The sequence below is a fragment of the Dolichospermum circinale AWQC310F genome (genome assembly GCF_000426925.1).
Taxonomy (GTDB): Bacteria; Cyanobacteriota; Cyanobacteriia; order Cyanobacteriales; family Nostocaceae; genus Dolichospermum; species Dolichospermum circinale.
The window spans coordinates 29,074-43,965 of record NZ_KE384685.1 but is presented as its reverse complement, the minus strand read 5'-3'; the positions used below and the strand labels follow the sequence as shown (position 1 = coordinate 43,965).

At 33.4% G+C, this 14,892-nt stretch carries 14 protein-coding genes and 2 pseudogenes; all 16 read left to right on the top strand.

Translation table 11 applies throughout. The features are described from left to right. The first annotated feature begins 2 nt into the window (after nt 1-2). The 16 genes and pseudogenes from ACIR310F_RS0112215 to ACIR310F_RS0112145 all read left to right on the top strand — a co-directional run bounded on the left by ACIR310F_RS0112215 (nt 3) and on the right by ACIR310F_RS0112145 (nt 14,791). Nucleotides 3-1,226, top strand: a complete 1,224-nt coding sequence (locus ACIR310F_RS0112215) for a DegT/DnrJ/EryC1/StrS family aminotransferase (RefSeq protein WP_051289609.1) — start codon at nt 3-5, stop codon at nt 1,224-1,226. 33 nt (nt 1,227-1,259) lie between these two features. After that, a complete protein-coding gene (locus ACIR310F_RS0112210) occupies nt 1,260-1,832 on the top strand; it encodes an acyltransferase (RefSeq protein WP_028084074.1) in 573 nt (190 codons plus the stop codon). 23 nt (nt 1,833-1,855) lie between these two features. Then, nucleotides 1,856-2,818, top strand: coding sequence for a glycosyltransferase (locus tag ACIR310F_RS22370; protein WP_051289607.1), 963 nt, complete (start codon nt 1,856-1,858; stop codon nt 2,816-2,818). Then, entirely contained in the window at nt 2,815-3,963 is a 1,149-nt protein-coding gene (locus ACIR310F_RS22365; RefSeq protein WP_071604828.1) for a glycosyltransferase family 4 protein, read from the top strand. Before ACIR310F_RS22370 ends, ACIR310F_RS22365 begins: the two co-directional genes overlap by 4 nt. A gap of 25 nt (nt 3,964-3,988) precedes the next feature. Continuing rightward, nucleotides 3,989-4,975 carry a glycosyltransferase family 2 protein gene (locus ACIR310F_RS0112195; protein WP_028084073.1) on the top strand — a complete coding sequence of 329 codons (987 nt, stop codon included), beginning with the start codon at nt 3,989-3,991 and terminating at the stop codon, nt 4,973-4,975. Continuing rightward, nucleotides 4,962-5,219: pseudogene (locus tag ACIR310F_RS27610) on the top strand (hypothetical protein); the annotation flags it as partial. The gene ACIR310F_RS0112195 and the pseudogene ACIR310F_RS27610, both read left to right, overlap by 14 nt. Nucleotides 5,220-5,354: 135 nt before the next feature. Beyond that, nucleotides 5,355-5,504 (top strand): annotated as a pseudogene (locus ACIR310F_RS27605) (DapH/DapD/GlmU-related protein); the annotation flags it as partial. A gap of 10 nt (nt 5,505-5,514) precedes the next feature. After that, a complete protein-coding gene (locus ACIR310F_RS0112185) occupies nt 5,515-6,417 on the top strand; it encodes a methyltransferase domain-containing protein (RefSeq protein ID WP_081677589.1) in 903 nt (300 codons plus the stop codon). A 10-nt stretch (nt 6,418-6,427) separates the two neighbouring features. Further along, nucleotides 6,428-7,276, top strand: a complete 849-nt coding sequence (locus ACIR310F_RS0112180) for a class I SAM-dependent methyltransferase (protein WP_028084070.1) — start codon at nt 6,428-6,430, stop codon at nt 7,274-7,276. Beyond that, nucleotides 7,273-8,208, top strand: coding sequence for an NAD-dependent epimerase/dehydratase family protein (locus ACIR310F_RS0112175; protein ID WP_028084069.1), 936 nt, complete (start codon nt 7,273-7,275; stop codon nt 8,206-8,208). The genes ACIR310F_RS0112180 and ACIR310F_RS0112175 overlap by 4 nt, the downstream gene beginning before the upstream one ends. Further along, a complete protein-coding gene (locus ACIR310F_RS0112170; RefSeq protein ID WP_028084068.1) occupies nt 8,205-9,398 on the top strand; it encodes a glycosyltransferase in 1,194 nt (397 codons plus the stop codon). Before ACIR310F_RS0112175 ends, ACIR310F_RS0112170 begins: the two co-directional genes overlap by 4 nt. Nucleotides 9,399-9,530: 132 nt before the next feature. Next, nucleotides 9,531-10,406, top strand: a complete 876-nt coding sequence (locus tag ACIR310F_RS23690) for a class I SAM-dependent methyltransferase (protein WP_051289604.1) — start codon at nt 9,531-9,533, stop codon at nt 10,404-10,406. A gap of 18 nt (nt 10,407-10,424) precedes the next feature. After that, a complete protein-coding gene (locus ACIR310F_RS24895) occupies nt 10,425-11,411 on the top strand; it encodes a glycosyltransferase family 2 protein (RefSeq protein ID WP_231387513.1) in 987 nt (328 codons plus the stop codon). 11 nt (nt 11,412-11,422) lie between these two features. Then, on the top strand, nt 11,423-12,682 hold the full coding sequence (locus ACIR310F_RS0112155) for a glycosyltransferase family 4 protein (protein WP_028084067.1): 1,260 nt from the start codon (nt 11,423-11,425) through the stop codon (nt 12,680-12,682). Nucleotides 12,683-12,772: 90 nt separating this feature from the next. Continuing rightward, a complete protein-coding gene (locus ACIR310F_RS23685) occupies nt 12,773-13,654 on the top strand; it encodes an FkbM family methyltransferase (RefSeq protein ID WP_051289602.1) in 882 nt (293 codons plus the stop codon). Nucleotides 13,655-13,663: 9 nt separating this feature from the next. Beyond that, entirely contained in the window at nt 13,664-14,791 is a 1,128-nt protein-coding gene (locus ACIR310F_RS0112145) for a glycosyltransferase family 4 protein (RefSeq protein ID WP_028084066.1), read from the top strand. The last annotated feature ends 101 nt before the right edge of the window (nt 14,792-14,892 follow it).

The following is a 14,892-nucleotide window of genomic DNA, read 5'->3' as shown; positions in this document are numbered from 1 at the left end:
CTATGATATTAAAAAAATCTCCCAACAGTAAGAATAATATCCAACATCTAGCTATCTTCGGAGGTGAGCCTTTTTTTCCCGAAAAACTCTATGTTGGTCGTCCGAATATTGGTAATAGAGAAAAGCTTTTAGCTCGGATAAATGATATGTTAGATCGCCGTTGGTTATCTAATAATGGTGTTTTTGTTCAAGAATTTGAGCAACGGATAGCTGACTATTTAGGTGTTAAACATTGTATTGCAGTTTGTAATGGTACTATTGCCTTAGAGTTAGTAATTCGAGCCTTAGAGTTAAAAGGGGAAGTTATTATTCCTTCCTTTACGTTTATTGCCACAGCCCACGCTTTACAATGGCAAGAAATAACTCCCGTTTTTGGCGATATTGACCCGAAAACCCATACCCTTGACCCTAATAAAATAGAATCTTTGATTACTCCCCGCACATCTGGTCTTATGGGGGTTCATGTTTGGGGACAACCCTGTGATGTGGAAAAATTGGCAGAAATTGCCGACAACCACCATCTTAAGCTCATGTTTGATGCTTCCCATGCTTTTGGTTGTTCCTATCAGGGCAAAATGATCGGTAATTTTGGTAATGCTGAGGTTTTTAGCTTTCATGCTACCAAATTTATGAATACCTTTGAAGGAGGAGCTATTGTCACCAATGATGATAACTTAAATCAAAAACTGCGCTTAATGAAAAATTTTGGCTTTTCTGGCTTTGATAATGTCATTTATTTAGGCACTAATGGTAAAATGAGCGAAGTTTCTGCCGCTATGGGGTTAACTTCTCTAGAAAGCATAGAGGAGTTTATAGAAGTCAATCGCCGTAATTATTACTGTTATCGGGAAGGTTTTGCAGATATTCCGGGAATTACTTTATTTCCTGTGAATGAAGCCGAAAAACATAACTATCAGTATATTGTTTTAGAAATAGACGAGGAGCTAACCAAAGTTAGCCGTGATTTTTTAATTAAAATTCTCCATGCAGAAAATGTGATCGCTAGACGCTATTTTTATCCAGGTTGTCATCGGATGCAACCCTATCGTTCCTATTTTCCCCATTCTGGTTTATTGTTACTTGAGACGGAAAAATTAACTCAAAAAGTTTTAATTCTGCCCACAGGAACAACAATTTCTGAAAATGATATTAATAAGATTTGTCAAATTCTTAGATTGATAATTACTAATAATAATTGTAAAGAAATCAATTTAATAAAATCCTAAGATTAGGATTAAATTTCACAATAACTAAAAATTATGGCTTGGCTAACAAATGAACAAATAAATAAAATGGGATTTACCAAAGTTGGTAAGAATGTTTTACTTTCTGATAAGTCTTCCTATTATAATTGTGCCAATATCGAAATAGGAGATAATGTTAGAATAGATGACTTTTGTGTTTTATCAGCAGGTGCGGGTGGTATTTCCATTGGTAGAAATGTTCATATAGCTATTTATTCATCATTAATGGGAAGTGGTAAAATCGTTTTATCTGATTTTTCTAATCTCTCATCCAGAGTATCTATTTACAGTAGCAATGATGACTATAGCGGAAGTGCAATGACTAACCCTACCATTCCCGCAGAATTTACTAACGTCACTCATGGTGATGTTTTTATTGGTAAACATGGAATTATTGGTTCAGGATCAATTATTTTACCTGGAGTAGTCCTAGAAGAAGGTGTAGCAATTGGAGCTTTAAGTCTTGTGAAGAAAAACTGTCAATCTTTTACTATTTATGCTGGTTCTCCACTTAAAAGAATTGCACCCCGAAAGCAGGATCTTCTGGAAATTGAAAAATCTTTTCTCGAATCTGAGAAAGGTATTTAAAACAGTAAAGCCAATTATAAATTATGACATTATTAACCCCTCTAGTTAGTGTTTGTTGCATTACCTATAACCAAGAAAAATTTATTCGTGAAGCAGTTGATAGTTTTCTAATGCAACAGACGAATTTTCCTATAGAGGTTATTATTCATGATGATGCTTCCACTGATAATACAACCAAAATTGTCCGAGAATATCAAGAAAAATACCCTCATATAATTAAATTAATCTTGCAAACTGAAAATCAATATTCTTTAAGACGTTTTGGATTTTTATCGGATTTATTTAATTCAGCTAAAGGAAAGTATATTGCTCTCTGTGAAGGTGATGATTATTGGACAGATCCTCTGAAACTTCAAAAACAAGTTGATTTTTTAGAAGCTAATCCAGACTTTGCCATTTGCTTTCATAATACTGAAATTATTAATGAGGATTATATCGAAAGAAACCGACTAAATAATGATAATTTAACTCCAGAAATTAGCACTTTGGATAACCTCCTTGAAGGAAGTAACTATATTGCAACTTGTTCAGTCGTAATCAAGACCGACTTGATTCAAAATTTACCTAATTGGTTTAATTCTGTTTTTTTTGGAGATTATGCTTTGTGGATAATTGCTTCCCGATATGGCAAGATAAAATATATCAATGAAATTATGAGTGTTTACCGTATTCACCAAGGTGGAGTACATGGGTATCTAAGCAACTCTGATAAAGGTATAACAATAGCATCTCAGAGGCATTATGAATTTTGGAGATTAATTTCTAAATCTGGCATAATAAATAAATCTAATCTCAATCAAGCAACCTTAAGAGCAATTCATAATGTCATTCATTGTGCAACAAAATCACAAGATTTAAGAACTTTTATTAAATATCACTATCTTCTATTAAGACATTCTCGTGGTAAGAAATGGAGATTTGTAATTGGTAATTTAATTAGAGTATGTCAAAAAACTTGGACCAGAATATTATTCAAATTAGGATGAATCAAAAAACAGTTTGCCTTATTCAAGCAAATCAATCTTCTTACTCTGAAACCTTCATTCGCGCTCATATTGATCACTTACCAGCAAAAGTGAGACATTTACATCATAATACTTGGTATCCTGGGCTTAAACCTTACTATCATGAAGATGGGAAACCTTTCATAAATGGTAATATACATTTCATCACCTACTTGTTTGGGAAAAATATTCTCAAATCCCCTAACTATTTCCAAACTCAAATACTAAAAAGATTTCTTCAAAAAAATAAAATAGATATTGTTCTAGCAGAATATGGATTAACGGGAATATGTGTAATTGATGCTTGTTTAGAAGCAAGAGTACCATGTGTTGTTCATTTTCATGGTGGAGATGCTTACGTTGATGCTATTTTGGCAGAACATCAAAATGATTACAGGCAAATGTTTTTAAAAGCTGATGCCATTATAGTTGTTTCTAAGGATATGGAACAACAATTACTAAACTTAAAAGCTCCTAAAGAAAAGGTACATTATAATCCCTATGGTGTAGATGTTTCTTTGTTTGATCAAGCAACACCCGCAACGGCACCTCCTATATTCGTTGCGGTTGGGCGGTTTACTGATAAAAAAGCCCCTCATTTAACACTACTAGCTTTTAAAAAGTTACTAGATAAACATCCATCAGCAACGTTAAAGATGGTGGGAAACGGAGAATTATACAATCCGTGTAAAGATATGGTTAAAGCATTAGGAATAGTCGATAATGTTGAATTTCTAGGATTCCGCAATCATGTTGAAGTAGCAGAACTAATGACAACAGCCAGAGCATTTGTTCAACATTCTGTTAAAGCACAAACTGGTGACACGGAAGGCACACCCGTGGCTATACTGGAAGCTGGAGCATCGGGATTACCTGTCATTAGCACTCGTCATGCTGGTATTAAAGATGTAGTTATTGAAGGAGAAACGGGTTTTTTAGTTGAAGAAAGAGATATTGATAATATGGCAGAATATATGATTAAAATAGCTGAAGATCCATTATTAGCTGGTAATATGGGTGCAAAAGCCAGGGAACATATTCTAGAAAACTACTCTATGGACAAGAGTATAAGTCAATTGTGGAGAATTTTAAGTAATGTACTTAATCATCGAAGCAGTTGTAAATAAAAACGTGGTAATAACTTTATAAGTTATGAGTTTAGCCCCAATCGCATTTTTCGCTTATAAAAGACCCGAACATACAAAACAATCACTAGAATCACTTGCTCAAAATGAAGGTGCAGAATCAAGTGAGTTATTTATATTTTGTGATGCTGCTAAAAAGCCAGAAGATGAAGCATCTGTTACACAAGTAAGGGAAGTTGTTAGAAGTAAACAATGGTGTGGGAAGGTTCATATTATTGAAAGGGAGCAAAATCTAGGATTAGCTAACTCAATTATTCAAGGTGTTACAGAACTTTGTAGTAAATATGGTAAAGTTATTGTCTTAGAAGATGATTTAATTCTCTCTCCATTTTTCTTGAATTACATGAACACTGCTTTAAATCAGTATGAAGATACTCCTGAAGTGATGCAAATATCTGGCTATATGTTTCCAGTTGAACTAAAACATACAAAAGCTGATGCTATATTTTTACCTTTTACTACTTCTTGGGGATGGGCTACATGGCAAAGAGCTTGGAATCATTTTGATCCATTGATGTCAGGATATATAGAGTTGAAAAATAATAGGAAATTGAGAAATAAATTTAATCTTAATAATAGTTATCCTTATTTTGAAATGTTGGAGAATCAGCTTAATAGAAAAATAGATTCATGGGCTATTAGATGGTATTTGAGTACATTTGTGTTAAATGGAATTACACTTTATCCTACACATTCTCTTGTGAAGAATATAGGATTTGATGGTAGTGGTGTTCATTGTGGTGTTAATACTGTATTTGAAACAATAATCTCACAACAAAATATTTTTTCTTTCCCTGAAAAGAATAAAATTAGCATGAATAAATCTCAAATTGTTTTTAAATACTTGAAGGTAAAAACAAAACAAAATCTTTTTACTAGTTTTACTGGTAGTAGATCCTCTTTTTATATCATTTCCATTTTATTTAAAAAAGCTAAATACAAATTATATAAATTTATAAAAAACATTATTGATTTTGGACATGAATATAGATAATAATCAAATGTTATTTCTGAATACAAATTCAGATATGTCTACTAGATTGTTAGGTTGTGGTAGAATACACAATTTATCAAATAAACCAGATTTAATATCAATAGGGTCTAATTCAGTTATTAAAGGTGAGTTATTGATATTTGCTCATGCTGGTCAAATCAAAATCGGAAAAGATTGCTATGTAGGAGAAGGAACAAGAATATGGTCAGCGAATTCAATAACTATAGGTGATCGGGTTCTTATATCCCATAATGTTAATATTCATGACACTAACTCACATTCTTTAGATACAAAACTGAGACATGAACACTTTATAAAAATTCTTTCTTATGGTCATCCCCAAAATAATGATTTTGATATTTATTCTGAACCTTTATTTATAGAAGATGACGTGTGGATAGGTTTTAATTCTACAATCCTTAAAGGTGTTAAAATAGGTAGAGGTGCTATTGTAGCTGCTGGTAGTGTAGTTACCAAGGATGTACCTCCATTTTTAGTAGTTGCAGGTAATCCAGCAAAAATCGTTAAGGAATTAAATTATGAACATTAAGAATGAAATCAAAAAAATATATAATCAAGTTATACTGAAAAAAACAATTCATTCTCGTCAAGCATTAATAGATTTATATATCAAAAATGGTCGAAAACCTTGGTCAAATGGCTACTCTCAGTTTAAAGAATATTTTATAAAACAATCTATTAACGAAGAAAGTTTAATAGAAACATTTAGAAAAAATCTAGCACTCCCAGAAGGTTATGGTGAGTTTTTAGATGAAAGGGTAGTTGAATATCTTTGGTTTCTATCTCGCGTTGCTAATGCGGAAGGAACGCTGTTAGATGCAGGTTCAATTCTCAATTATCAATACATTCTATCTCATCTAAAGCTTAATAAGAAAGAAGTCTCTATTATGACATTAGAGCCAGAAGCTGATTGTTTTTGGAAAAGTAGAATATCATACCACTTTGGTGATTTGCGTTATATGCCTTTCAGGAATGATTACTTCAATGAGGTAGTATCTATATCAACACTTGAGCATATTGGGATGGATAATTCTATGTATTCACCTAATGATAAATTTAAACAAAATAATAAACTCGATTTCCTAAAGGCAGTATCGGAAATAAAACGAGTAACAAAACCAGGTGGAAAAGTATACATCACAGTTCCTTACGGAAAATATACTGATTTCGGTTGGTATCAGCAATTCGATTCAAACTTAATTAACAAAATGATTGATGTCTTTTCCCCCTCTAAACTGATAGAAACATACTATTGCTATGAATCAGGTGGTTGGCGAATAGGTGATAAGCTGTATTGTGAAAAATTTGAAGGTTTTAATATTCATGATACTAAATATTTTAACCCTAATAGTACCAAAGAATATGATCCTGATTACGCTGCCTGTAGCCGAGGTATTGCTGCTTTAGAATTATGGAAATAGGTTTTAATCAATGAATTCAAACTTTAAATATAGTTGGGAAGAAGCAGTTCAATGGTTAAGAAATCAGCCTGAAAAACAAGAACTGGTTCAGCATTGCTATTATGATGACCCCCTAGAATCTGCTGCTGAACGTTTTAGCCAAAGCGAAGAATGGACTGCTTTAATTCAACTTCTGAAACCGAAAATCCCAGGGAAAGTTCTAGATATAGGAGCAGGGAGAGGAATTTCTAGTTACGCTTTTACTAAAGCTGGATGTTCTGTGACAGCATTAGAACCAGATTCCAGTGACTTAGTAGGTGCTGACGCAATTCATCGTTTGTCTAAAAACACAGATTTATCTATTCAAGTTGTGCAGGATTGGGGTGAAACATTGCCATTCACTGACAATTGTTTTGATATTGTCTATGGTAGAGCAGTATTACATCACGCAAAGGATTTAAAACAACTGTGTAAAGAAGCAGCAAGAGTTTTGAAGCCCGGTGGTTATTTTATTGCTACCCGTGAACATATTATTTCTCGAAAAGAAGATTTACAACAATTTTTAGATTCTCATCCTCTTCATCATCTCTATGGTGGAGAAAATGCCTATCTTTTAGAAGAATATAAAGATGCTATTTCTTCCGCCGAATTGCAAATAATTCGCTCTTTTGCTCCATTAGAAAGTGTTATCAACTATGCACCAATGAGTCAAGCAGAATATCAAAATTTAGTTAAATCTTCTTTGTCAAAGTTCTGTGGAGTAACATTAGGGACTAAGTTATCTGAATTTAACATATTGCAAGACTTTTATGGTTGGTATGTATCACAAAAATTAAATAGCCCTGGACGACTGTATTCATTCCTAGCCGTTAAGCGATGACAGAAAATAATAAAATTGCTTTGGTTACAGGTGTAACTGGCTTTCTTGGGCGCTACATTACCCGTTATTTCTCAGAACAAGGATGGTCTATCATCGGTATTGGTACATCTCCAGCAGAAAATGCACCTTTAGCCAACCTCACAAAATACTATTGCCTCAGATTACCAAGTTCTGATTTAAAGGAAATATTACAGGAACATCTACCTTCAATTTGCATTCATTGTGCTGGTCGTGCATCAGTTGGTTTATCTGTCTCTGAACCTATCTCAGACTTTTATACAAATTCGGTAGTTACCTTTGAATTACTTAATTCACTACGTCTCTATTCTCCTAAGTGTAAATTTATCTTCCTTTCCAGCGCAGCAGTCTATGGAAATCCTCAGTCATTACCTGTAACTGAAGCACAAATAGTTTCTCCTATTTCACCCTATGGGTTTCATAAACTGATGTGTGAGCAAATGTGTCTAGAATTTACAAAAATCTATGCTTTACCAACAGCTAGTTTAAGAATTTTTTCTGCTTATGGACCCGGTTTACGTCGTCAAGTTCTTTGGGATATTTGCCAAAAAGCAATCACTCAAGGTTCTTTATTACTACAAGGTACAGGAGAAGAAAGCCGTGATTTTATCCATGCTTTAGATATTGCTAGAGCATTAAACGTTGTTGTTGAATCTGCACCAATGGCAGGAGAAGTATATAATCTAGGGACAGGCAAAGAGGTAAAAATTTCTGAACTGGCAACAATGGTGTTAAATTCACTAGAGGTAAAGTTTATACCTGAATTTGACAATATTGTCCCTCCAGGAAATCCTCTTAATTGGCAAGCTGATATTTCTAAATTAAAATCTATCGGTTTTACTCCCACTGTTGAACTAAAACGAGGAGTTAAGACTTTTGTAAACTGGTGTCGTGCTGAGTTGGTAGGTGTATGAATAAACCTCTGAAAATTGGTCTATTAATGCAAGGGGGACGTAGTTGGATAGGTGGCACTGAGTATATAAAAAATATTATTTTTGCTTTATCCAGCTTACCTCATGAAGTCCGCTCAACTTTTGAACTTAGTTTGTTATTTGATGGTAAATATGCTGAACCAGAAATTCAAGAGCAATTAAAACATCTCTTAGATTACCAATATAACCTAGATTCTGAATTAGAACCTTATACTTTTATCAATCGCTTAAAATGGAAAATTATTAGAACTATTCAACCACATCCAGAACCTCGGTTATCACCTTTTTTGAATAAGGCTAATATTGACTTTGTTTATCCTTTTTTAACACCTAATAAAGCCAATCTCTCCTATAGAGGATTTCCCTGGATATTTGACTTTCAGCACAAGTATATGCCGAATTTATTTTCAGACTCCGAAATAAAGTATCGTGATGGCTATTTCGCTCAAATTTCTGAATTAAGTTCCAGGGTTGTTCTGAGCAGTAAAACATCTGCTGCTGATTTCCAGAAATTTTATCCTGATTCTCAATGTGCAACTGAAGTATTGCATTTTCGCACTAGCCTTCCAGATTTATGGTTTAAATTAGATCCTATAGAAACTCAACGTAAATATTTTTTACCTGATAGGTTCTTTTTGATTAGTAATCAATTTTGGCAGCACAAAAACCATTTAATTGTATTAGAAGCTTTGAAAATACTTCAGGGAAATTCTATCTATCCTCAAGTTGTTTGTACTGGTCATGTTTATGACCACCGCCAACCAAACTACTCTGATAAAATTCTGACAACTATCCATACTTATGGGTTAGCTAATCAAGTATATTTATTAGGTCTAATTCCTCGAAGTGACCAAATTCAACTGATGCGGCGCTCTCTTGCTGTGATTCAACCATCTCTATTTGAAGGTTGGAGTACAGTAATCGAAGATGCTCGTTGTCTTGGTAAGAAAATGATTATTTCTGATTTTCCAGTTCATTTAGAGCAAAACCCACCAGGAAGTGTATTTTTTAATCGTAACTCTCCTGAACAACTAGCTGAACTCATTGGTGAATGGTGGAGACAGCTATCTTCTGGTCCAGATGTAGATCAGGAAAATCTAGCTAGGATTAAAAATATAGAAGAGGTTCAAGCCTTTGGATACCTCTTTCTAGAGATTGTCCGTAGTGCTTAAATCAACTCAGATTTAATTTATCAGTAACTCAATAAAATTAGCTTTTAAATATTTTGTTATGTGATGAGCAAATTAAACTCTAGTTGTTTTTTTGAAGTATTTATACACTCAAATTTATTTGTGGATATGAAAATGAATAAAACATCATTTATTCCAGAATTGAAAAACTTTATTGTCTCAACTTTAGAGAAATGTTTTTCTGAAATAGGAGAAGAATTAAAACAAAATTCTTTAAATTTAGAACAATTAAAATTAATTGATTACATGAGATATGCTGAGTTTTCAGCTATTTATGATCGGCTATCTCTACAACCAGGTCAACGCATTCTTGATGTCAGCAGCCCTCAGTGGTTTAGTATCTTTTTAGCTCACAAGTATCCTCATACTCATTTTGATTATATTAATATTATAGATAGTGAAATTGAACTTTACAGCAAAATTTGCGATATTTATGGAATTTCCAATATTCAATATCATCGTGAAGATGTACGTTGTTTATCATTTAATGACCATATTTTTGATAAAGTAGTTACTATTTCTGTTTTGGAGCATATCTACCCAGAGAAAGATGGAGACGTAAAAGCACTAACTGAAATTAAGCGTGTGTTGAAGCCTGAAGGAGATATATTATTAACAGTTCCCTATAAAGAAAAAGGCAACATTGTTTATATTGAGGGTTCAGTTTACGAAAGAGAATCTCAAGAGAAAAACTTTTTTGCTAGAGAATATGATCAAGAAATGTTTAATCTGATGGTTGAAAATAGCGGATTTATTTGCCGAAATATTACTTGTATTTGCGAAAAAACTGGCGTTTTATCTTTAGACTATTACCAATGGGGACCAGGTAAACTATTTTGGTATGCAAAATATATCTGTAAGTTTAAGCAAATTCTTGAAAAGATTGTAGGTCATTCTTTTGATGAAATCCTAGCTCGACGTTATCTTTATATTTCTGACAAAATTATTCATCGAGTTGTTAATGTTGTCGCAATTTTAGAATCAAATTAATAATATACAATACACATCGTGAACAATTTTCCTGTAAGTAATAAAATTGGCTGGCCTTGGTCTTGTGAGAGTTCAGTTGATTCTAATTTTTCATCGCTCAATCTAGAATATCCCAAAATCACAGTTGTTACTCCTAACTATAACTATGGTCACTTTCTGGAAGAAACTATTCGTTCAGTGTTACTTCAAGGTTATCCCAATTTAGAATATATAATAATTGATGGAGGTAGTACAGACAATTCTGTTGAAATTATCAAAAAGTATGAATCTTATCTTACTTACTGGGAAAGTAAACCAGACAGGGGACAAACTCATGCTATCAATAAAGGCTTAGAAAGAGCAACTGGTGAAATCTTTAATTGGATAAATTCAGATGATATTTTAATGCCAGGTGCTTTGCTGGCTATTGCCCAGGGTATTCAAGGTTATAATGCTTTTGCAGGTGTGGTCAATAATTTCGATGAAGTAGGAAATCAAGTAAAAGTATTTCCACAAAATATTACACCTGAAGGCTTATTGACTAAGTTTAATACTACAAATAAACCGAGCAAAAAAGATACTGTTTATCATCAACCAGGGTTTTGGTTTAAGACTCAATTATTAAAAAATATTGGTAATTTAAACGAAAATTTACAAATTCAATTTGACTTTGACCGAGTAGTTAGATATCTACATTATTATCCTAAAGTTAATTATTCTAACCAAGTATTAGTTAATTTTAGATGCCATCAAGAACAAAAAACTGCTCCAAGTAAGGTGAAACAAGAAGGTCAATATATTGTGCAAAGTCTTTTTGATGAGCCAGAATATCAAAATTTATACAAACCTGCTAAATTATGGCTAGAGCGGTTACTATGGTATGAAAATCTAGCTAAAATTCATCAAGAACCTAGAATAAATCAAATCATTAAAGTATTAAAAATATTGATTTTATCATGCAAAAATCCCCAAGCTTATTGGACGAGATATACATTTGGTAGTATGCGCCAGTTATTGATTAGATAGTATATAAAATCATGAAAGTAATCTTTGATATTTCTTCGGTTGGTGATAACCCGAAAACAAGAACAGGTGTAGCTCGTACAGCTTGGACATTAGCTGATTTATTGCATCAAGAACTAGGAGACAACCTAAGTTTTTCTGCTACTGGCTCAATAGAAGCATCACTTCAAACAGAAAGGCTACTTAATTCCTATACTGAGCTTCGTTCTGCAATATATCCAGTTAACTCCATTGCTAGAAGTGTCAATCATTTGAATATACAATTCAGTAAAAACTATTCTGGTAAGAATATTTTTCAGAAAATCCAGCAGTCAACTTTAGTTAACATTTCTAGATTATTTAATATAATTAGGCAACCAATCGCTCCAGAAATACTAGCTGAAGCAGACATTTTTCATTCTTCTTACCCTCGGATTCCCAAACAAGTTAGAAAAGCTCTTCCCAATCGTCATTTACAAACAGTTTATGACTTAACTCCTTTAATTTTAGACGAAAAATATTTTCTTCCAGGTCAACGTGGTATTACTCAAAGACTTATAGACACTATCCAGCCTAATGATTGGGTAACGACGATATCAGATGCTACTCGTAATGATTTATTAAACAGACGACAGTTAAATCCTGAAAAAGTCGTTACAATTTATCTGGCTGCTTCTCCTGAGCTTTTTTACCCTGTTTCAGATAAATCCATTATTCAAGCCGCAAGGAAGAAATATCATCTTCCCGAAGGAGAGTACTTTCTCTCTCTTCATTCTCTCGCTCCTCATAAAAATATGAATCATTTAATAGCCTGTTTTAAACAAGTTATTATGCAAGAAAAAAAGAAAGATTTACATTTAGTAATCTGTGGAGGTAGCAAAGATGCGGCAGTATCTATGATTAATGCTAACCAGTTAACAGAAACTGACTTAAAATTTATTCACTTTACAGGATTTGTAGATGACAATGATTTAGCAGCAATATATAGTGGTGCAATTGGTTTTATTTTTCCTTCCCTTTATGAAGGGTTTGGACTACCAGTTTTAGAAGCAATGCAATGTGGATGTCCTGTGATTAGTTCTAATACATCATCTTTACCTGAAGTAGTCGGGGATGCTGGACTTTTGGTATCACCGAAAGACAATGATTCTCTTTGTGAATCCATGATCAAACTATATTGCAACTCTGACTTAAGTGCCAAATACTCTCACTATAGCTTGCATAGAGCGGCTCTCTTTAGCTGGGAAAAAACACTAAGTACAACTTTAGAGGTTTATAGAAAGATGAAAATCTAATCTGCATTTGGTGGAGACTTTATGTATTAACAAGCAAGAATAAAAAAATGTAGTTGATTATCTAAACTAAAAACAAAGGTAAATATAAACATGAAAAGTTTCAAAAATTCTCTAAGACCAATTGCATATATCATTGGTAAAATTATTACCAGCAATCAACAAATGTTTGACATTTATCGTCATACTGATTTTCGGGGTAAACTGTTCTTATCAGAATATATTAATACCGTTTTCCAAAATGGAATCTATAGCTGTAATGAATTAAAATATAACATTGACTTTAGTGATCAAATTCAAAAATCTGTTTATTTAGGCACTTATGAACGTCACGAACTTACATTCTTAAAAAAGTATATAAAACCAGGTTGGGTCTGTTTGGATGTTGGTGCAAATATAGGATTTTATACTCTTAACCTTAGCAAATTAGTAGGATCAGAGGGAAAAGTCTATGCTATAGAACCTTCTCCAAGTAATTACAAAAAGCTAGAGGAGAATATTGCAATTAATAACTTAGATAACTGCATAACCAGTAATATCGCATTATCTTCAGAATCAGGAGAGTTTGTATTTTCTGTGAGTCCTCATCAGAACTCTGGATGGGGAAGACTTGGCAAATGGACATCTGCTCAATCGGAAATTATCGTTAATGTTAATACATTAGATGATTTTGTATTATTTAATAATATTTCCAACATAGATTTTCTCAAAATAGACATAGAAGGTCACGAACTAAAATTTCTGGAAGGCGGAAAAAATACCTTCAAGAATGGAATTGTTAAAAGGATTATGATTGAATATTGTGGTTACGTTTTAGAACCACAAGGGATCACATTAAAAAGTTATGTTGATTCAATTATGAAGTTTGGTTATACCCCAGTTCATTTTAACTTAGATAGAATTGAAAAAGCAAAGGATGGAACTTATCAGGATCAAAAAGAGATTTTAAATCTTTTGTTTGAAAAAAATATTTGATTTTTGATAATGAACATTACTTCATATATCCACCCCATTCGTACCTATTTACCCTGTACAGGTGCAGGAAGACATATCAACAACATATTGTTGGGATTAGCTTCACAGGAGTCAATAAACTTAGAGTTGCTATGTTCCCGACAATGGTTACAAGCAGATGGTAAACTTGATTCTCGTTCTCCCCTGCAAGATATACCATTAAAAACTTTCCCCTTTCCAGAAAATATCACCGAACGACTGTGGAAATTAACGCAATTTCCTAAAATGGACAGATACCTTTCTGAAAAAACAGATTGGTTATTTACACCAATGGAAACCTATATTCCTGTATCATCCTGTCCAGTTGCTGTAACTATTTATGATTTGCAAGCATTTGAGACTGATTTACCTTGGTCAAATACTCCTCAACATCGTTGGTTTCGTTATAAATGGAGTCAGTGGATTTATAGGGCTTTGGCTAATTATAGGGTTGTTTTTACCATTTCCGAATTTTCCAAACGCCGGATGATTGAATTACTCGGAGCAGATGCCAATAAAATAATTGTTGTTGGTTGTGGTGTAGAACAATCTTTTTATGATATTGCCTCAATTGATCCGATTAAGCTAGAAAGACCTGTAAATAATCCGTATACCTTCATTATTGGTGGTTTAAGATTAAGAAAAGGTGCAGATTTTGTTCTCAATGTAGCCAAAGGTTTGCTAGATAAAAATTCTGATATCCAGATTGTCGTAGCTGGAGATTCAGAACTAGAATATGTTGCAGCAGCTAAAGATTTACCTAATGTAAAACTATTAGGAATAGTACCAGATCATGATTTACCTCGGCTGATGCGTTGTGCTTCCTCACTATTGTTTCTTTCCCATTATGAGGGCTTTGGTATTCCAGCAATAGAATCAATGGCAGCAGGAACTCCTTCAGTAGTCAGCAACCGCGCTTCCTTACCAGAAGTAGTGGGAACAGCAGGTATTGTTGTTGAACCTGAAGATACAGCAACCATTGTTGATATTCTCATCCAACTGGAGAAAAATTCGCAACTGCGAGGAGATTATAGTCAGCGCGGAAAAGAACACGCAAAACAGTATACTTGGTCACGCTGTGTTGATGTTGTCCAGAAAACATTCCATGAGTATATTTAACTACATGAAATATATGTTATCCGCAAAAGAAGCTCGTTTTACTCAGTTTGGTTGTGGACTTTACGCTCCACCAACATAGCTGAATTTTGATGCTAGTCCAG